Below are 19,599 nucleotides of genomic sequence, written 5' to 3' on the forward strand. Positions count from 1 at the left end.
GTCTAAGTCATATGCCCTTCGCGCTGGCGCGCGACTTCCTTGGCGGGCTCGGCGGCTTTCAGGGCCTCCGTCGGCAATAGAGATGCTCCTGCTCCGCGGGAGAGGCGTGAGAAGAACAGAATCGATGACATCGACACCAAGCCAATCAGCAAAAAGACAGGCGGAAAATGTGCGGCGTCGATGGCGCTTCCACCACGCAAATACTGCATGGCCTGAAGTCCCATCGCGGCGATGGTGACACCCACTGAACCCGACAATTCCTGCAACGCAGCGGCGAAACTCGTGGCGCGGCTCAGGCGCTCGGGCGGCACGTCGGCGTACGCCAGCGTGTTGACGCTCGTAAACTGCAGCGAGCGCGACAGGCCACCGGCGAGAAACAGCCCGACGATCAACAGCGCGGGCGTGCTCGATACGAACAGCGACGGCAGGGCGGCAAACAGGCTTGAGACCACTGCGTTCGCGATCAGCACGCGCTTGAAGCCGTAACGACGGATGATAGCCGCGGCCTGGGTCTTCATGAACATAGCGCCGATGCCGGTCGCGAAGGTCATCAAGCCAGACTGGAACGCGGTCATACCAAAACCGGTCTGAAAGAGCAGCGGCAGCAGGAACGGTCCAGCGCCAAGCCCCGTCCGAAACAGGAAGCCACCGACCACGCCCGCGCGATACGTTGGGATCGCAAGCAAACGAAGGTCGATGATCGGCTGGGGGACGCGGAATGCGTGCCAGACGTAGAGCCCCAGCAGAACGGCACCTGAGAGCGTAATCAAAACCACCAGATCGCGATCGAGAAGGCCAAGCCCCATCAGGGTGACGCCCGTCAGGAACAGCGACAAACCGGGTCCGATCAGGAAGAAGCCGCGCATATCGAAGGTGCTGGGGGTGCTTTCGCGCGTGTCTGGGATCAGACGCGTGACCAACACGATACCGACCAGTGCGACCGGAATGTTGATCCAGAAGATCCAGCGCCAGCTAAAGTAGGTCGTAAGGAAGCCGCCAAGCGGCGGACCGAGCACGGGGCCGACGAGCGCCGGAACCGTGAGCCACGCAATCGCATTGATCATATCGGTCTTTGGAATTGTGCGGAGCACAATAAGCCTGCCGACCGGCGCCATCATCGCGCCGCCGATGCCTTGCACAACGCGCGCGACAACGAGCGAACCGAGATCCGACGACAATCCACAGGCAATCGAGCCGACGGAGAACACCACCATAGCCGCGCGGAAGACGTTTTTCGCACCGAAGCGGTCTGCCATCCAGCCCGACGCCGGAATGAAAACCGCCAACGCCAGCAAATACGTGGTCACCGCGAGTTTAAGGTGAATGGGGTTGGAATGGAGATCCTTGGCGATCGCCGGCAGCGACGTGGCAAGCACGGTCGCGTCCAGGTTCTCCATGAAGAGACCTGTCGCAACGACCAGAGGTATGAAATTGCGGCGAAAAAGTTCGGTCATGATGGGTTGTCTAGCAAGCGTACAAACGATTAACGCTGTCGCAATCCGGCGCGCGACTTATGCAGATCTCGATTGCAAATTGGGTGCGGCATATACCACCGCTGACCCTCGGATAGGCTGCCATTACCCCGTTGAGTGGTGCGGACCTAACAGAGCTAAGCTATGCGCGATCATCGGCCAGGCGCATAATCTGGTGTTCGGCATAAAACAAACAACAGCGCGGGTTTTGCGAGGGCCGGACGAAGCCCTCTTTGATCCAAGGCTGTGACTTGGGGAAACGCATCGCATGGTTACCAACAAGGTCATGTCGGCTGACGAAGCCATCGCCCGGATCGGCGATAACGCCGTCGTCACGACAACGGGGTTTGTCCAGAGCTGCATTCCGGAAGCGTTGCACGCGGCGCTGGAGAAGCGGTTCGTCGAGACCGGCGCGCCGCGCGACCTGACGTTGATCATGTGCGCCGGCGCTGGCGACAGCAAAGGCCTCGGGACCGGCCGCCTCCACCACGATGGTCTCTTGAAACGCGTGATCGCCGCCAACTTCGGACGCATGCCGAAAGTTGCGCAGGCGGCGCAAGACGACAAAATCCAGGGCTATAACCTGCCGCAGGGCGTGATCTCGAAGCTTTATCGCAGTTGCGCCTCGGGGAGCCCCGGCCTCTTTACGCGCGTCGGCCTGCACACCTACGTCGATCCGCGTCTCGGCGGCGGCAAGGTCAACACCAAGACGAAGGAAGATCTCGTCAAGCTCGTCGAAGTCGATGGCAAGGAATGGCTGTTCTACAAAGCCACGCCGATCAACGTGGCGCTGATACGCGCAACGAGCGCCGATCCGCTCGGAAACTTGAGCATGGAGCGTGAGGCGCTGACGCTCGACGTACTGGCGCAGGCGATGGCCGCACATAACAACGGCGGCATCGTCATCGCGCAGGTCGAACGTATCGTCGCGGAAGGTTCGATCAAGCCAAAGGACGTGAAGGTTCCAGGCATTCTCGTCGATTGCGTCGTCATCGCCGACCCGCCGGAGATGCACCGCATGAACTACGGCGTGATCTACGATCCAGGCCTTGCGGGCGAAGTGCGTGTGACCGTCGACAGCCTGCCGACGATGGAGCTGGATGAGCGCAAGATCATCGCGCGACGTGCATCCTTTGAACTGCCGCCGAACGGCGTCATCAATCTCGGTGTCGGCGCGCCGGACGGCGTTGCGAACGTCGCCAACGAAGAAAAGGTGACGCCCTACCTCGTCATGACGACGGAAGCGGGTGCCGTCGGCGGCGTCCTGGCGGGCGGATCTAGCTTCGGCTCATCGGCGAATGCACATTCGATCCTCGACCAGAACCAGATGTTCGACTTCTATCATGGCGGCGGCTTGGACCTCACCTGCCTCGGCATGGCGGAATGCGACAGCATCGGCAACGTCAACACCAGCAAATTCGGCGGCAAGCTCAACGGCTGCGGCGGCTTCATCGACATTTCGCAGAACGCGCGCGCTGTGGTGTTTGCTGGCACGTTCACAGCCGGCGGTCTTAAAGTTGCAATCGAAGACGGCAAAGTTCGCATCCTGCAGGAAGGCCGCGCGAAGAAATTCGTAAAGCAGGTCGAGCAGGTGACGTTCTCGGGCAAATACGCGGCGCAGAAAGGTCAGCCCGTCATCTATGTCACCGAGCGGTGCGTGTTCCAACTCACCGAGCATGGCCTTGAATTGATCGAAGTGGCGCCCGGCATCGATATCGAGCGCGACATTCTCCCCAACATGGCGTTCAAGCCGCACATCCACAAACCGGTGACGATGAACCCGCGGATCTTCCTCGATCAGCCGATGGATCTGCTGGCAGACCTTTTGAACCAGCATCTGAAAGATCGCATCAGCTATGATGCGGGCCGCAACATCCTGAATATCGATCTGCGGGCGTGGAGCGTGCGCAAGAAGGCCGACGTCGCCGATCTCAAGAAGGCGATCGTCGAGGCTTGCCAAGCGACCGGCAAGCGCGTCGATGCGATGATCAATCAGGATGGTTGCCGTATCGCCGAAGACCTGTACGACGACTATGCCGATATGGTGGCCTACGTCACCAAGAACCACTACGCGCGTTCCGCGCGCTATGCGACGAGCGCGGTCACGCGGCAAAAGCTGCAAGACGCGTTGCGGCGACGCGGGCTCAATACGCACGTATTCGAGAATGCCGATGCGGCCTTTGAGTCGCTGGAGCGCCAAGCCGCGGAATAATTTTTGGGAGGCGCAGGCGACTCTCCTCCGTCGAGCCGGCCGTAGCTATGTTGGCGCAGGCGACTCTCCTCCGTCGAGCCGGCCGCCTGCGCGTGCTTGCTTCAACTTCCGTCATGGCCGCGAAGGCGGCCATTCGACGATTCTCCATACCGTTCATGGTGATGGGCCGCATGGCTCCCGGCCTACGCCGGGATGACGGCTGCTCGTGGTGCCGCCGTTCCGCGTGGGTCTTGATGTGATTAATGACAGTCGCCATTTATCCGCGACTTCATCCTCATCAGGTGCATCATGGAACACACCATTTTCCGAGTCTTCGATGACTCTGGCGTCGAGCGCCAACCCGCGCAGGCCGAAAGCGTGGCCCGCGATGACACAGCGCTCATGGATGCCTACAGCAACGCGGTCGTCGACGTCGTCGATGCGGTGTCGCCTGCCGTCGTCCACGTGCAAGTGAAAAGCACGCGCGGCGGACGTAGCGGACAGGGCTCCGGCAGCGGCGTCATCGTTTCGCCCGACGGGCTCATCCTCACGAACAATCACGTCATCGACGGCGCACAATCGATCACGCTCGCGCAGGGCGATGGTCAGCATTTCGGTGCGCGCCTCGTCGGGCGCGATCCCGATACGGATATCGCCGTTCTGCGGGCCGAGACGACGGAACGATTGAAGTTCGCAAAGCTCGCGGATTCCAAGAAGCTGCGTCCGGGTCAGATCGCGATTGCAATCGGCAATCCGCTCGGTTTTCAATCGACGGTGACGGCTGGCATCATCAGTGCAGTCGGACGATCGCTGCGTGCCGAGAATGGCCGCTTGATCGACGACGTCATCCAGACGGATGCGGCGCTGAACCCTGGCAACTCCGGTGGCCCGCTCGTCAATTCGTCGGGCCATGTGATCGGCATCAACACCGCGACGATCATGGGCGCGCAGGGGCTTTGCTTCGCCGTTGCGTCGAACACGGCCGAATATGTGCTGACGCAGATCCTCAGTCACGGTCGCGTGCGGCGGGGCGTGATGGGCATCGTCGCAGAACATGTCGTGCTGCCACAGCGCATTCGTCACGCGCTGCATCTGACGCAAGCGGGCGCCATCGGCATTCGCAGCGTTCAGGCGAATGGACCCGCAGACGCCGCGGGGCTGAAGGCGGGCGATATCATGATTGCGCTCGACGGCGTCGCGATTGCGGGTGTCGATGACGTGTCGCGCGTGCTTGACGCGAAGCACATCAATCAGAAAGTGATCGCGACGGTGCTTCGCTCCGGCGAGAAGCTGGAGTACGCGATCGTTCCGGAGGAGCGGGATTAGTTTTTAGTTGGCGCAGGCGACTCTCCTTCGTCGAGCCGGCCGCCTGCGCATTACTTATTCCCGCGTCAGGCCTTTGGCGGAGAGTTCTTCGAGGTATTGGCCCCAGCGCTGGTCCTTCTCGCGGCCGATCAGGTGGAGATAGCCCCACGTATAAAGGCCCGTGTTGTGGCCATCATCGAAGGCGAGGCGCGTCGCGTAGTTCCCGACGGCGTTCATGCCGGTGAGCTTGACGTTCTTTTTGCGCGGCACGGTGATGCGCTGCGACGGCGAATGGCCCTGCACTTCCGCCGACGGGCTGACGACGCGAAGGAATTCGGCGGGCAATTCGAACGTGCGGCCGTCCGGGAAGGCGGCTTTCAACACCTTACCACCATCGATAATTTCGAGCACGGGCGGCGGCGTCAGCGTACCTTTGGCGCGCTCGACCTCGCTCCATGTGCGTGCGGCGATGTCACGGAAAATCGCTGCGTATTGGCTTTCCGGCGCGGCGACCGTGACGGGCTTGCCGCTGTCGGACGTCTCGCGGATTTCCATATGCAGGGGCACTTCACCGAGGAACGGGACACCGAGCTTCTTTGCCTCGTCGTGTGCGCCGCCGTGGCCGAAGACGTCGGACCGCTCGCCGCACTTCGGGCAGAGGAAGTAGCTCATATTCTCGACGATGCCGAGGATCGGCACTTCGACGCGCTTGAACATGGCGATGCCCTTGCGGGCGTCGATCAACGCCAGGTCCTGCGGCGTGGAAACGACAACGGCGCCAGACAGCGGCACGCTTTGTGAGATCGTCAATTGCACGTCGCCGGTGCCAGGCGGCATGTCGATGATGAGCACATCAAGATCGCCGGTCGTGCCGGCCCAATCGGTTTCGCGCAGCATCTGGCTCAACGCCGACACGACCATAGGTCCGCGCCAGACGACAGGGGTGCCTTCGTCAACGAGGAAGCCCATCGACATGACTTTCAGGCCCCAGCCTTCGAGCGGCGTGATGGTCTTGCCGTTTGCGACCTTGGGCTTGCCAGTGATGCCAAGCAGGCGCGGTTGCGATGGACCGTAGATATCGGCGTCGACGATGCCTACTTTCAAACCAATCGCCTGCAGCCCGAGCGCGAGATTGACGGCGACCGTCGATTTGCCAACGCCACCCTTGCCGGAGGCGACCGCGATGACGTGCTTCACGCCCGGAATGGCTTGTGCCTTGGCAGCGGGCTGAGCCGCGGCTGCGGCTTGGCGTGGGCCGGCGCCATCGCCTGTTGCACCTTTCGCACGCGCCGCCTGCACGCGGGGATGCTCGGGCCGCGGACCGGAAACGGCCTTCACAGGACCGCCAGCGACGCGCGTATCCTTCGATTGGCCAGCGGGGGCATCAGCGGTCAGGACGGCGGTGACGCCCGAGACGCCGCCGATCTCCGAGACGACCTTCTCGGCAGCAAGGCGTAGCTGTTCCAGCTCTTCCGCGCGGCTCGCCGGAATCGTGATCGAAAAATACGGATGATCGTCCTTGATGAAGATCTCGGACACGAGGCCGAGGTCCACGATGTTGCTTTCAAGGTCTGGGCCTTTGACCCGACGCAGGGCATTGAGCACCTGTGTCTTATCGACTGGCATGAGCGTCTCCCGGAGGCGCCAAAGCCGGCGCATTTTATCTGGGCGATATAAGTCGCGCCGCGGCCGGTGGGAAGCGCCTCGCGCGTCTGATTGCAAGCAAAGCCCGGAATTCGGCGGGTTGCGGTGCCTGCGAAGCCAGCCTAATCGTGTCGCATGGTGGCGAGTGATCACATTCTTGGCGTCATCCTGGCTGGCGGACAGTCGCGGCGCTTCGGCGGCGGCGACAAGACGCTTGCCGAGATTGACGGGAAATCCATTCTTGCGCGCGTGATTTCGCGGTTTCGGCCGCAGGTCGGGCGGCTGGTCTTGAGCATCAATGGCGATGCGCAGCGATTCGCCGACTTCGGGGTCGAAACGATCACGGATAGCGAAAGCCCGGAGCTTGGGCCGTTGAGCGGCATCCTTGCGGCCATGGATTGGGCCAAGGCGCATGCGCCAGGCTTTACCCTAATCGCGACCGTGTCATCGGACGTCCCGTTCCTGCCCGACGACCTCGTCACCCGCCTCGACGCGGCCCGTGGTGAGGACCAGAGCGTTGCAATTGCTGAATCGGCGGGGCGGCGTCATCCGACTATCGGGCTATGGCCCCTGAAAAGACGGTCTGACGTAGCCAATGCCCTTGCCCGGCGGGCGTTGAGCGTCAACCGGCTGGCGGCCGATCTCGATGCTGTTGCAGTGACCTTTCCGATGCGCGACAGTGATGGCGATGAGATCGATCCGTTCTTCAACGTCAATACTCGTGATGATCTCGATGCTGCCCGTGTGCTCGCGCAAAAAAAAGGATGACCGTTTTGGGCAAAGCCTTTCTCTCGCACGCCACTCTGCCGCTGTTCGGGATTGCCGGCTGGTCAAATTCCGGCAAGACAACGCTGATCGAAAAGCTCGCCACGCATTTTTCCGGCGAAGGGCTGCGGGTGGCAACGATCAAGCACACACACCACAAATTCGATATCGACGCACCGGGGAGCGACACCGAACGGCATCGTTCAGCAGGTGCTGCTGAAACCGCGATCGTCTCGGGCTCGCGCGTGGCTTTCATCGAGGAAATCGACCGGGCGGGCGAGCCGACGCTCGAAGAAATTGCCGCGCGGCTGCGTCCGGCGGACATTATCCTGGTCGAGGGCTACAAGTCGGCGCACATCCCTAAAATCGAGGTTCGCAGGGCGGCGGTCGCGGCCGAAAAGCTGTTATCGACGACCGATCCATTGGTCGTTGCCATTGCGGCGGATCACGAGGTCGATGCGCACGGCAAGCCGGTGTTCGATCTTAACGATATCGATAATATCGCGGCCCTGATCGTCAGGACCGTGGGGCCGTTCAACCCCGTCCGCCAGCTCGCCTAGTGGCCGCTGAAGTGGGAAAAGACGTTGAGGAGCTGGTCTCCCAGCACCGTCAAGGCAATGAGCCAAAATACCGAGGCCACAACCGCCCCCAATACGAAATAACCCGCCGGACTTTTCATCGATTTTTCCTCCCCTCAGCCGATTTTTTTCTACAATACAGGAAAATGTGACGCGAGAGCTTCGCTTGTCCTTGACGGGCTCAGGCACGATATACGAATTCAAGGCCTATACGGGAGAATGTTCATGCAGGGCGCAACCGCCCAGAACTCCGAAACGCCGCTCGTCGACCCCTTTGGCCGGTCGATCGAGTATTTGCGCGTCTCGGTGACAGACCGCTGCGATTTCCGCTGCGTCTATTGCATGACCGAGCATATGACATTCCTTCCAAAGAAGGATCTGCTGTCGCTCGAAGAGCTCGACCGGGTTTGCGCGGCCTTCGTCCGGCGCGGCGTACGTAAGCTTCGGATTACCGGCGGCGAACCGCTTGTGCGGCGCAACATCTTGTGGCTGTTCCGGTCGCTCGGCCGCCATCTCGAAAGCGGTGCGCTCGATGAGCTGACGCTGACGACGAATGGCAGCCAACTCGAAAAGCATGCCACCGATCTTTATTCCGCTGGCGTCCGCCGGATCAACGTTTCACTCGACACGCTCGACCCTGAGAAGTTCAGGACGGTCACGCGTTGGGGCGATCTTTCGACGGTGCTGCGCGGTGTCGATGCGGCGGAGGCCGCAGGTATTCAGGTGAAGTTCAACGCCGTGGCGCTGAAGGGCATCAATGAGAATGAGATCGAAGACCTCATTCGCTTTGCGCATGGCCGCGGCGCCGACCTGACGCTGATCGAGACGATGCCGCTCGGCGACATCGGCGAAGACCGCACGCATCAGTATCTGCCGCTGTCGATCGTCCGCGCACGGCTCATGGACCGGCTGACGCTCGAAGACAACCCGTATCGCACTGGCGGCCCGGCGCGTTACGTGACGGTGAAGGAAACCGGCGGCCGTCTGGGCTTCATTACGCCGCTGACGCACAATTTCTGCGAAAGCTGCAATCGCGTGCGCCTGACGTGCACAGGCCAACTTTACATGTGCCTCGGTCAGGAAGACGACGCCGATCTCCGAGCACCGCTACGGGCTTCTTCTGACGATACCCTGCTTGACGCGGCGATTGTCGAAGCGATCTCGCGCAAACCGCGCGGTCATGATTTCATCATCGACCGGCGCACGAAGCAGCCCGCCGTCAGCCGGCATATGAGCGTCACGGGCGGCTAGGTCCGGCTGCGTCGCCGCGCCCCGGTCTGCCTTCACTCTTACTCAATCACATTGCTTTAGCGTCCAAAGCGGTAGGTCCGGTTTTACCGATCGTTAAAGTTGTGCGTGTCGACGATGAGCGAAGCTGCTGCACTCGAAATCCGCGGTTTGACCAAGTCATTCACGCATAAGGCGGTCGACGACCTTTCCCTTTCCATCAGGCGCGGCGAATTCTACGCCCTGCTCGGCCCCAATGGCGCCGGCAAGACGACGACGCTGCGCATGGTGGCGGGACTGCTGCGGCCGGATGGCGGGTCGATCGAGATCCTCGGCCTCGACGCACTCAACGATCCGGTCGCGGCGAAAGCCGTCACCGCCTGGGTGCCGGACGAGCCGCTGGTCTACGACAAGCTCGACCCGATCGAATATCTCGAATTCATCGCCGGGCTCTGGGGCATGGACGAAGCCAAGGCAGCCGACCGCGCCGAGCATCTCATCGACCTCTTGGATCTTGAAACGCAGGCACGCACGCGCTGCCAGGGGCTTTCGAAAGGCATGCGCCAGAAGGTGGCGCTTGCAGGCGCACTCATTCACGAGCCGAGCCTGATCATTCTTGACGAACCGTTGACTGGGCTCGATGCGGGCTCGGCGCGCAGGGTCAAGACCGTGCTCAAAGAGCATGTTGCCAACGGCGCGACCGTCGTGATGACGACGCACATCCTCGAAGTCGCCGAGCGCATGGCCGAACGGATCGGCGTGATCGCGCGCGGCCGTCTCGTCGCGGAAGGAACACTCGATGAGTTGCGGGCGCGCGCCGGGCGCCAAGACAGCAACCTAGAAGATATTTTCCTGACGCTCGTCGCCGACGAGAGCGCAGCCGCATGACCGTCGCAAGCGTCTCATGGTTCGCACGCCACGAATTCAGGTTGGCGTGGCGGGACATCGCGCAGATGCTCGCAGGAGGCCGGACCCGGCGCGAACGCACGCTGCTTGCCGGCGTCGCCGTTATCATCGCGGCCTTGCATGGACTTGCTTATATCGTTCTGTCGCGTGTGCTCGCGGATGCCGATCTCGCCAGCAAGGGCACGCTCATTACGCTGACGGCGTCGATCCTATTGACGTTTTCGATGACGCTGTCGCAGGCGGTCGAGCAGGTGACGCGAGCATTTTATGCGCGCTCCGATCTCGATCTTATTTTGTCGTCGCCCGCATCGTCGCGAAACCTGTTTGCTGTGCGCATCTGTTCCATCGCGATCACCGGTGCGATCATGACGGCAGCGATGATTGCGCCTGCGATCAACGTTGCCGCCTGGATCGACGGTCCGCGGTGGCTTTCGGCTTATGCCGTGATCGCCGGATTGAGCGCTTTCGCGACAGGCCTCGCCGTGCTCGTCACGCTCGGCCTTTTTCGAGTTGCAGGAGCGCAAAAGACGCGCTTCATCGCGCAGATCATTGCAGCGGTCGTCGGCGCGACGCTTTTGATCGGCTTGCAGGCGGCGGCTGTTTTCGCCTACGGCCGGTTATCGCGCTTCTCTGTGTTGAACTCCGAGGCCGTGAGCCGCGCCGCTCCCGCGCTCGACAATCTCATCTGGATGCCCGCCAGGGCCGCGCTCGGAGACGTCAACGCTGCGATTGCTACCATCGCGGCGGGGGTCGCATTCCTGGCGCTCGTCATCATTGTTTTCTCGCCGCAATTCAGCGCGAACGCGATTGCAGCTTCAGGCGACAGCACGCAACAGAGCGAACGCCGATCGAACGGCAAATCATTCCCCGCAGCTTCGAGCGTCAGCGCGCTTCGGCGCAAGGAACTCATTCTGCTGGCGCGCGATCCGTGGCTGCTATCACAGACGCTGATGCAGGTCCTCTATCTCATCCCTCCCGCGCTTCTTCTTTGGCGCGACATGGGCACAGACACGCATGGTGCGGTCATTCTGGCGCCGGTCCTGGTCATGGCGTTCGGTCAGCTCTCAGGTGGCCTCGCGTGGCTGACCATCTCGGGCGAAGACGCGCCTGACCTCATCGCGACAGCGCCAGTTATTTCGACCACGGCGATCCGCGCCAAAATCGAAGCGGTCCTCCTCGTCATCGGCTGCGTCGCGGTGCCGTTCGTTGTCGGCATGGCGTATCTGTCGCTATCTGGCGCCGTTGCAACGGCCGCAGCCATCACGGCAGCCAGCGTTTCGGCCATCGTCATCCAGCTCTGGTTCAAGAGCGCGGCGCGGCGCGCCCAGTTCCGCCGCCGTCAGACGGCAACCAAGATCGCGACGTTTTCGGAAGCGTTTTCGTCGGTGTTCTGGGCGGCGGCCGCGGGCCTTGCTGCGGCTTCGTCGTGGTTCGCCCTGGCGTTTGTTATGCTCGCGCTGGCGACACTTTGGCTGACGCGACTGATCAAGCCGCAGGGCGACAGACTTCTCAGCTCAGGACCGTCCGGACAATCTGCTTGATCTGATCGAGCGTGAACGGCTTCGTGATCGACAGCAGCTTGCGTGCGCGCAGGCGTGCGGCGCGTTCCAGCTGATCGGAGAAGCCAGACATCAGGACGATGGCAAGGCTCGGTTTCAGCGCCAATGCCTGTTCGGCCAGCGATATGCCATCGAGCTGAGGCATATCGACGTCGGAGATCAGGATATCGATGCCCGACGCCGAGGTTCCGAGAATATCGAGCGCCTCCAGACCGTCTTGCGTGACTTGCACCTTATGACCTTCGGACGTCAGCGCGCGGCGAACGAGATCCCGCACAGCCGCATCGTCGTCAGCAAGCAGGATCGTTGCCATGCCGCCCCTTCCCTCTCCCGAACCAGGTGCGCGTAGCCCTAGTCGACAATGCGGCCGACGAAAGGCAGCTCACGATAGCGATGCGCGACGTCCATGCCGTACCCGACCACGAACACGTCGGGACATTCAAAAGCGCAATAGTCCGGCTCGATCGATACGGCGCGAGGGGCCTTCTTGTCGAGCAAAACGCAGGTTTGAATGAGATTGGCGCCTCGGGCGGCGATCAAATCCTTCGCGAAAGCGAGTGTGCGGCCGGAATCGAGCACATCATCGATCAGGATGACGTGGCGGTTCTCAACGTCGAGGTCGAGGTCGCGCAGGATGGAGACCTGGCCGGAGGAAACCCGGCTTTTGCGATAACTGGACAGCGTCAAGAAATCGACCTCAGGCGCCAGCCCGGCAGCGTGGAGCGCCCGGATCAGATCGGCGGCGAAAACGAAACTGCCCTTGAGGATAGGAACGACCAACAGATTTTCCGGCTGTTTGGCCGCGATCTCGGCGGCGAGCACGCGCAGGCGGACCTGAATATCCTCGGCTGAAAAGATCGTTTCGATGGTCGGAGAGATGTCTAAATCGCGCATGTCGTTATCCTGCAACTCGCGGCGGCCGGGGTCCACTGACCGGAAAGGTTCCTGTGTACACGACCGCGCCACAATCGTAATCGATTGATAATTGTGTCTTCGAGGTGTCTATAGACGCGGGGACCCGTAAAGAGCCCAAAATATCCACTATCAAGGCGAGTACCTCTTGATTCGCTTGACGAATGTCGGACTGAAATACGAGGGCGGGCCAGAGGTGCTGTCAGATGTGACGTTTCATCTGCGGCCCGGATCCTTCCACTTTCTGCATGGTGAATCGGGAGCGGGAAAGACCTCTCTCCTGCGCCTGATGTTTATGTCGTTGCATCCAACGCGCGGCGAGCTGCGCATGTTCAGCGAGGACGTCACCCGGGTGAAGTCGCAGATGCGCGCCGAGATGCGGCGGCGTATCGGCATCGTTTTCCAGGATTTCCGCCTCTTAGACCATTTGACGGTGTGGGAGAACGTCGCGTTGCCGCTGCAGGTGATCGGTAAGAAACCCTCCGACTACCGGGAAGATGTGACGGACCTTTTGCAGTGGGTGGGCCTCGGCGACAGGATGTATGCAAACCCGTCCGTGCTGTCAGGCGGCGAGAAACAGCGGGCCGCTATCGCGCGGGCCGTCATCGGCAAGCCCGAGGTGCTGCTGGCGGACGAGCCGACGGGCAACGTCGACCCGCAAATGGCGCGACGTCTGCTGCGGCTGTTCGTCGAGCTCAACCGGCTTGGAACCTCCGTCGTCATTGCGACGCACGATCATCAGCTCATGCGGCAGTTCAAGGCGCCGCGTATCGAGGTGCATAAGGGTCATGTCCGGATCATCTAGCCGCTTCACCGGACGGGCCGACCCAGCGATGCCGCTGCCGGGCTACGATCCTTATGACGAACCGGTGACGGGGCTGCCCGCACATACGGGCGGCTATCCGGCTTTCCATGCCGATCGCACAGTCACTCCGGAAGACACGCCGCACGATCTCAAGCCGCCGTCCCGCGATCGCGACCGTGGACGCAAAATGAAGGTCACGGCGCCTGTCGTCCCGCCCGGCTCGGTCACGGGACGCTCGCTGACGCTCGTCATTGCGATCATGTGTTTTCTCGCCTGTCTCACCGCGGGTGCCGTCTGGATGATCAAGGAATCGTCCGACGCTTGGCTCAGCGACATCGCGAGCGAGGTAACCGTGCAAGTTGTGCCGCAAGAGACCGGCAATATCGACCGAACGGTTTCCGACGTCGTTACCTTCCTGCGCAAGCAGCGCGGGATCGCCAATGTCAATCCCTTGAGCCTCGATCAGTCAGCGGCGCTGCTGCAGCCTTGGCTCGGCTCTTCGGATGCGCTCAAGGCGTTGCCGGTGCCGCGGCTGATCGCCGTTGAGATCGACCGCACCGATCCGCCCGATCTACGCCAGGTCAGCGACGACCTTGGTAAGACTTTCAAGGGCGCATCGCTCGACGACCATCGCCGTTGGCAGCAACAGATCCGGGCCGTGACGCGGTCGTTTGCGCTCGGCGGCCTGGCAATTCTGGCGCTTGTCGGCGCAGCGACGACGGCGATCATCGTTTCGGCAACGCGCAGCGCCATGGCGTCCAACCGAGAAATCGTCGAAGTGCTGCACTTCGTCGGCGCCACCGACAAGTTCATTGCCCGCGAATTCGAGAAGCACTTCCTGCGTCTCGGCATCAAGGCCGGCATCGTTGGGGCGGCCTTCGCCATGCTTGTCTTCATGAGCATGCCGGCCATCACGGAGCTGCTCGGCGGGGGAGCCGTCAGCGCCGTCGAGATGCAGAGGCTGATGGGGACCGGCGCGCTCGACGCGCTCGGTTACGTCATTTTGGGGTTTGTCGTCGTCACCATTGCGGGGCTATGCATGGTGACGTCGCGCGTCGGCGTCTATCGCATCCTGAACGGCAAGCACTAGCCGCCGTCCGATAAGACATCTGCAGGGGGAACTACCGTGATTTGCTTGGCACAGCGTCAGGCTCAGCCGGAGGAGACGGCTGCCTATCCGGTCCGAAATCGGCTAGAGTCCGACGCCTTGGCAAGCAGCAGTCCGGCGCGCGAGATCGAACCAACATTCCAACCATGACAAGGATTTCTAAGGCCTTCGTTTTGATGCTGGCGCTCGGCACGGCTGCGCTCGTGTTCGGGTTCGTGCTGTTTGCGGTTTCCGTGACACGCGACGACGCAACGGGCTGGGACAAGGCCGACGGCATCGTGGTGCTGACGGGCGGGGACAATCGCATCGAGGCCGGCGCCAAGCTCATGAGCGAGGGCCGCGCCAAGCGGATGCTGATTTCCGGCGTCAACCGCAAGGTCAGTCGCGAAGAGATGCAGAGGCTGCTCGGCATCGATAAGCAGATCTTCAATTGTTGCGTCGATCTCGGCTATGAAGCGCTCGACACGGTCGGCAACGCTGACGAAACCCGAACCTGGGCCAACTCGAACGGCTATACGAGATTGATCATCGTGACGTCACGCTACCACATGCCCCGTAGTCTCGCCGAGCTGGCGCTCGCCATGCCGGGCGTGACGCTGCTTCCCTATGCGGTAACGCCGCGGCGGTTCCCGGAAACCGCCTGGTGGCTGCATCCGACCACCACGCGCGTGCTCATTTCGGAATATTTGAAATTTCTCCCCGCCGTCGCCCGCCTTACGGCGCAGAGGATCATGAACTGGAGCGACGGGCGGTCTGTTGCGATTATGCCGGATAAGCGCGCCGATGGCTAATTCAGTAGCAGCCGGGCCTGGCGCTTTGGTTATCATCAGATCGCTGATCTATTTCGTCGTGTTCTACATCGTGACGGCGCTCTATCTCGTGCTTGGCTCGTGGCTGCTCATCGGGCCACGGCCATGGGCGATGAAAGGTCTCGAAGTTCACGGCCGCACCTGCGTCTGGCTGCTGCGCCTCATCTGCGGCACCAAACTCGAAGTTCGTGGACACGAAAATCTGCCGAAGACGGGCTGCCTCGTCATTTCAAAGCACCAATCGGCATGGGACACATTCGGGCTCATCTCGCTCTTTCGTGATCCGGCGATCGTGCTGAAAGACGAGTTGAAATGGATTCCATTCTACGGCTGGTTTTGCATCAAGTTCGAGCACATCCTGGTCAAGCGCGAGAAAGCCTCGGCGGCGCTCAAAGCCCTGATCCGGGACGCCCGGCAGAGGATCAGCATCGGCCGCGAGGTCGTGATTTTCCCGGAGGGGACGCGGACCATTCCGGGTGCGGCGCCCGACTATAAGCCCGGCTACGTAGCTCTTTATGAAGCGCTCGGCGTCGTCACCGTGCCCCTGGCGCTCAATTCCGGGCTGTTCTGGCCGCGCCGCAGTCTTTGGCGCTATCCGGGCACCATTGTCGTGGAATTCCTGCCGCCACTGCCGCCGGGATTACCACGCGCAGAGTTTCGCAAAAAGATCGAGACGGCCATCGAAACCGCGAGCATGCGACTTATTGAGGAAGCGGCACGCAGTCCCTCGCCGCCGCCCCTGGCGAAGACGCAGAATCCGGCTCAAGCCGCATAGGTTTTCCACATTTTATCCAACCGCCTGATGTGCCGATGCCGCAACGCGGTGAAAATCGTCGGTGTGGTTGCGATTTGTTATGCACGGCGTTCTCATCGCTGTGGCACGATCTTACGTCTGATCGTTTCAGCAATCATGGAGCCATCCAATGCGTACTTCCGCCCGGTTGATGTGGGCCATTCTTGCCGTCGGAGGCGTCGCTATGGCCGCCGCTCCGGCCGAAGCCAAGCAGTGTTTCAAGAAAGCCGCCCAGGGCGTTGCGCTCACGGAAGGGCTTGCACATTTCCAGGTCGATGCCGCGCTTCTGCAAGCGACCGACTGGAACATTTACTTCACCTGGGTTTCGGGCAACGGCACGCCGGGATATTCGTTCGGTCCCCGCCACTATAAGTGCAACTCGGAGGCGATCGGCTATTCGTGCTACGGCGAAGCGACGCTCTGCAAACTTTGAGGCGATCAGCCTTCCCGAGATAAACGTTCGCCGCAAAGCCCGCCAGATCGGCGGGCTTTTTCAATTGCCGTTGACCGCAAATTCCAGGCCCATCGAAGGCGGTGCTTACCATACGACCAATTGTTTTTCCGCTAACCATTACAATTGGAAGCAAATGCTTTCTAATGGTCTGGCGGGGAGTTTTATTTTGAGGAGTGCGTATGTTGAAAATCAAAGCAGCTCTCGCGACGTTTGCTGTCGCGATGCTCTGGGCTAACAGCGCGTTCGCCTTCTGCATTGGTCCGTGGTGCTTTGGCGGCGGTGGCGAGGGAGGCGGTGGTCCGGCTCCTGCGCCCGAGATCGATGGGCCGGCTAGCCTCACGGCTGTCGCCTTGCTCATCAGCGTCGGCGCCATCGTCTACCGCAAGATGAAGGACTAAGGTCGGCTCGCCTCTTTGGGCGCGCAACGATTCCAAAGATGGGACCGCGGCTGTCGTCGGCCGCGGTTATTTTATTTGAGCGATTGACTTGGCGAACCCGGGAACATATAGTGAACACGCATTGAAGATTGGTTGGCAACGCCTATATCCCGGTGTCCCCGATGTCTGCGATTTTATCAGCTCTGCCCGCGATTTCCGACGCCATTTGGCGGCGCAAGTATCGCTTTGCCGGGTCGCCGACAGCGGCTGGCGATGAGACGATCGAAGACACCTTCCGGCGCGTAGCCAAGGCTGCAGCATCGGCGGAAGCCGACAGCGCCACGCAAGCGAAGTGGGGCGCTGCCTTTTACGATGCGATGGCCGATTTCGGCTTTCAGCCGGCCGGTCGCATCCTGGCCGGGGCCGGTACGGACCGCAACGTTACGCTCTTCAATTGCTTCGTTCTCGGCGCAATCCCTGACGATCTTTCCGGCATTTTCGAAAGCGTTAAAGAAGCCGCGCTGACGATGCAGGCCGGTGGCGGCATCGGGCATGATTTCTCGACGCTTCGCCCCAGCGGCGCGACCGTCAAAAGCATCGGCGCAGATGCGTCGGGACCGGTCAGCTTTATGGACGTCTGGGACGCCATGTGCCGCACGATCATGTCGGCGGGCCAGCGCCGCGGCGCGATGATGGCGACACTGCGCTGCGATCATCCCGATATCGAAGCTTTCGTCGCAGCGAAATCCGATCCGCTGCGGCTCAGGAATTTCAATCTTTCGGTTCTCGTGACCGATGCCTTCATGGAGGCCGTGAAACGCGGCTCGCCTTGGGAACTCGTTTTCGAAGGCAAGGTCTACAAGACGATCGACGCCAAGGGCCTTTGGGACAAGATCATGCGGGCGACGTATGATTACGCAGAGCCCGGCGTCATTTTCATCGACCGGATAAACGCGGCCAACAATCTTGCCTATTGCGAGACAATCTCGGCGACGAACCCGTGCGGTGAGCAGCCGCTGCCACCTTATGGGGCCTGCCTTCTCGGTTCGATCAATCTTGCCCGTTTCGTGGAGAAACCATTCTCGCCGGACGCGCGCGTCGATCGCCAAAAGCTCGAAGCGCGCGTTGCAACCGCCGTTCGCTTTCTCGACAACGTTATCGACATCTCGCGCTATCCGCTCGAAGCCCAGGCGCAAGAGGCGCGCGCGAAACGGCGCATCGGCCTCGGCATCACGGGGCTTGCAGATGCGCTGATCTTCCTCGGCCTTTCGTATGGCAGCTTGGCTGCTCGCGAGAAGGCGGCCGAATGGATGGCGATTATCCAGAATGCCGCCTATCGCGCCAGTGCAGCGCTGGCCGCTGAGAAAGGCGCGTTTCCGCTGTACGACGCCAGCGCTTTTCTCGCGCGGCCCAATGTCGAGCGTCTCGGCAAGGATGTGCGCGCGGCGATTGCGACCAACGGCATCCGCAACGGCTGCCTGACTTCGATCGCGCCGACCGGCACGATCTCGCTGCTCGCGGGCAATGTTTCGAGCGGCATCGAACCGGTGTTCGATTTCGTCTACCAGCGGCGCATCCTCGGCGATGGGGCGACGGCGAGCGAAGAAACCGTCGAGGATTACGCTTACCGGAAGTTCCGCGCCCAGTTCGGCGAGAATGCGCCACTGACGCATGCGTTCGTGACGGCTGAAACATTGTCGCCCGCCGAACACGTGGCGATGCAGGCAGCGATGCAGCCCTACGTCGACAGCGCCATCTCGAAGACGATCAACACGCCTGAAGCCATATCCTTCGAAGACTTCCGGGATATCTATGCGGAAGCGTTTGCGCTTGGCCTCAAGGGTTGCACGACCTATCGGCCGAATGCAGTCACGGGCGCGGTGCTGTCCAAAGCGGAAGGGGCAAACGATGCGAAACCCGCGCCGACCTCCAGCGTCGGTGCTTCGGAAGACCCGGCGAAATTCGGCGACGTCGTCTATATGACGAAGCCACTCGAACGCGACGCAGCGCTCGAAGGCATAACGTACAAGATCAAATGGCCGGCGAGCGCGCATGCGCTCTACGTCACGATCAACGATATCGTTCGCGACGGACGACGACGGCCGTTCGAGATCTTCATCAATACGAAGAACCTCGAACACTACGCCTGGACGGTGGCGCTGACGCGCATGGTCAGCGCCGTATTCCGCCGCGGCGGCGATGTTTCGTTCGTTGCTGAAGAGTTAAAGGCGGTGTTCGATCCCGAAGGCGGGCGCTGGATGGGTGGCCGCTACGTGCCTAGCCTGCTGGCCGCCATCGGTAACGTCATCGAACAGCATATGCTGCACATCGGTTTCCTCACGCGCGAAGATGCCGAAGGCAGCGACGCCAAACCTATGCACCTACCCGTTGCGGCCATCGAACGATTGGGCGGCGGCCCGCAGACAGCGGCGCGTGACGGCACGGCATCACAGGTGGCGGTGGCACGGATTTGCCCGAAGTGCGGCGAGCGCGCCCTCCATCATATCGAGGGCTGCTGGACGTGCACGAATTGCGATTATTCGCGCTGCGGCTAAAGCCGTCAGAATTAACGATGTCGGAACGACTTTTTCGCGCGCACCGGAATGGCGCGCTGCGTATTCGCTAACGCCTATTCAGAATTGCGCGCGAAACGTCTCTCTGCTCAGGCAGAGTGTTTGCAATTCTTCCTGTTCT

General features: G+C 61.4%; 18 protein-coding genes. 14 read left to right on the forward strand and 4 right to left on the reverse strand.

Annotated features, from left to right (window positions below):
• Positions 1-2 precede the first annotated feature (2 nt).
• Positions 3-1,454 carry a DHA2 family efflux MFS transporter permease subunit gene (locus tag HYP802_RS0120755; RefSeq protein WP_013949651.1) on the reverse strand — a complete coding sequence of 484 codons (1,452 nt, stop codon included), beginning with the start codon at positions 1,452-1,454 and terminating at the stop codon, positions 3-5.
• Positions 1,455-1,740: 286 nt separating this feature from the next.
• On the opposite strand from HYP802_RS0120755, the gene HYP802_RS0120760 reads away from it, so the two are divergent.
• Together HYP802_RS0120760 and HYP802_RS0120765 are read left to right on the forward strand one after the other, a co-directional pair.
• Positions 1,741-3,684: an acyl CoA:acetate/3-ketoacid CoA transferase gene (locus tag HYP802_RS0120760; protein WP_013949652.1), complete on the forward strand. Its 1,944-nt coding sequence runs from the start codon at positions 1,741-1,743 to the stop codon at positions 3,682-3,684.
• Positions 3,685-3,972: 288 nt separating this feature from the next.
• Complete coding sequence (locus HYP802_RS0120765; RefSeq protein ID WP_013949654.1) at positions 3,973-4,989, forward strand: trypsin-like peptidase domain-containing protein; 1,017 nt, start codon at positions 3,973-3,975, stop codon at positions 4,987-4,989.
• A 54-nt stretch (positions 4,990-5,043) separates the two neighbouring features.
• On the opposite strand, the gene HYP802_RS0120770 is transcribed toward HYP802_RS0120765, so the two are convergent.
• Positions 5,044-6,594 carry a P-loop NTPase gene (locus tag HYP802_RS0120770; RefSeq protein ID WP_024276456.1) on the reverse strand — a complete coding sequence of 517 codons (1,551 nt, stop codon included), beginning with the start codon at positions 6,592-6,594 and terminating at the stop codon, positions 5,044-5,046.
• Positions 6,595-6,747: 153 nt separating this feature from the next.
• On the opposite strand from HYP802_RS0120770, the gene mobA reads away from it, so the two are divergent.
• From mobA to HYP802_RS0120800, 5 genes are all read left to right on the forward strand, one after another.
• Positions 6,748-7,380: a molybdenum cofactor guanylyltransferase MobA gene (mobA, locus tag HYP802_RS0120775; protein WP_024276457.1), complete on the forward strand. Its 633-nt coding sequence runs from the start codon at positions 6,748-6,750 to the stop codon at positions 7,378-7,380.
• Positions 7,377-7,937: a molybdopterin-guanine dinucleotide biosynthesis protein B gene (gene mobB / locus HYP802_RS0120780; RefSeq protein WP_013949657.1), complete on the forward strand. Its 561-nt coding sequence runs from the start codon at positions 7,377-7,379 to the stop codon at positions 7,935-7,937. Before mobA ends, mobB begins: the two co-directional genes overlap by 4 nt.
• 243 nt (positions 7,938-8,180) lie before the next feature.
• On the forward strand, positions 8,181-9,206 hold the full coding sequence (gene moaA, locus HYP802_RS0120790) for a GTP 3',8-cyclase MoaA (protein ID WP_024276458.1): 1,026 nt from the start codon (positions 8,181-8,183) through the stop codon (positions 9,204-9,206).
• A gap of 114 nt (positions 9,207-9,320) precedes the next feature.
• The gene (locus HYP802_RS0120795) at positions 9,321-10,070 is read left to right on the forward strand and encodes an ABC transporter ATP-binding protein (RefSeq protein WP_013949659.1); all 750 of its coding nucleotides are present in this window, start codon (positions 9,321-9,323) and stop codon (positions 10,068-10,070) included.
• On the forward strand, positions 10,067-11,629 hold the full coding sequence (locus HYP802_RS0120800) for a hypothetical protein (RefSeq protein ID WP_024276459.1): 1,563 nt from the start codon (positions 10,067-10,069) through the stop codon (positions 11,627-11,629). Before HYP802_RS0120795 ends, HYP802_RS0120800 begins: the two co-directional genes overlap by 4 nt.
• On the opposite strand, the gene HYP802_RS0120805 is transcribed toward HYP802_RS0120800, so the two are convergent.
• Positions 11,598-11,960 (reverse strand): response regulator, encoded by a 363-nt coding sequence (locus tag HYP802_RS0120805; protein ID WP_013949661.1) that lies wholly within the window; start codon positions 11,958-11,960, stop codon positions 11,598-11,600. The genes HYP802_RS0120800 and HYP802_RS0120805 overlap by 32 nt on opposite strands.
• 38 nt (positions 11,961-11,998) lie before the next feature.
• Positions 11,999-12,541 (reverse strand): hypoxanthine phosphoribosyltransferase, encoded by a 543-nt coding sequence (gene hpt, locus HYP802_RS0120810; protein ID WP_029671142.1) that lies wholly within the window; start codon positions 12,539-12,541, stop codon positions 11,999-12,001.
• A gap of 166 nt (positions 12,542-12,707) precedes the next feature.
• Between hpt and ftsE the strand changes: the two genes are divergently transcribed.
• From ftsE to HYP802_RS0120845, 7 genes are all read left to right on the forward strand, one after another.
• Entirely contained in the window at positions 12,708-13,364 is a 657-nt protein-coding gene (gene ftsE, locus HYP802_RS0120815; protein WP_013949663.1) for a cell division ATP-binding protein FtsE, read from the forward strand.
• Positions 13,348-14,454 (forward strand): ABC transporter permease, encoded by a 1,107-nt coding sequence (locus HYP802_RS0120820; protein WP_013949664.1) that lies wholly within the window; start codon positions 13,348-13,350, stop codon positions 14,452-14,454. The genes ftsE and HYP802_RS0120820 overlap by 17 nt, the downstream gene beginning before the upstream one ends.
• A 164-nt stretch (positions 14,455-14,618) precedes the next feature.
• Positions 14,619-15,263, forward strand: a complete 645-nt coding sequence (locus HYP802_RS0120825) for a YdcF family protein (RefSeq protein WP_013949665.1) — start codon at positions 14,619-14,621, stop codon at positions 15,261-15,263.
• Entirely contained in the window at positions 15,256-16,056 is an 801-nt protein-coding gene (locus HYP802_RS0120830; RefSeq protein ID WP_013949666.1) for a lysophospholipid acyltransferase family protein, read from the forward strand. Before HYP802_RS0120825 ends, HYP802_RS0120830 begins: the two co-directional genes overlap by 8 nt.
• Positions 16,057-16,204: 148 nt before the next feature.
• Positions 16,205-16,507 (forward strand): hypothetical protein, encoded by a 303-nt coding sequence (locus HYP802_RS0120835; RefSeq protein ID WP_013949667.1) that lies wholly within the window; start codon positions 16,205-16,207, stop codon positions 16,505-16,507.
• A 200-nt stretch (positions 16,508-16,707) separates the two neighbouring features.
• Positions 16,708-16,926: a hypothetical protein gene (locus HYP802_RS0120840; protein ID WP_013949669.1), complete on the forward strand. Its 219-nt coding sequence runs from the start codon at positions 16,708-16,710 to the stop codon at positions 16,924-16,926.
• A 161-nt stretch (positions 16,927-17,087) separates the two neighbouring features.
• Positions 17,088-19,460 carry an adenosylcobalamin-dependent ribonucleoside-diphosphate reductase gene (locus HYP802_RS0120845; protein ID WP_024276460.1) on the forward strand — a complete coding sequence of 791 codons (2,373 nt, stop codon included), beginning with the start codon at positions 17,088-17,090 and terminating at the stop codon, positions 19,458-19,460.
• Positions 19,461-19,599 lie beyond the last annotated feature (139 nt).

The organism is Hyphomicrobium sp. 802 (genome assembly GCF_000526135.1).
Classification (GTDB): Bacteria; Pseudomonadota; Alphaproteobacteria; order Rhizobiales; family Hyphomicrobiaceae; genus Hyphomicrobium_B.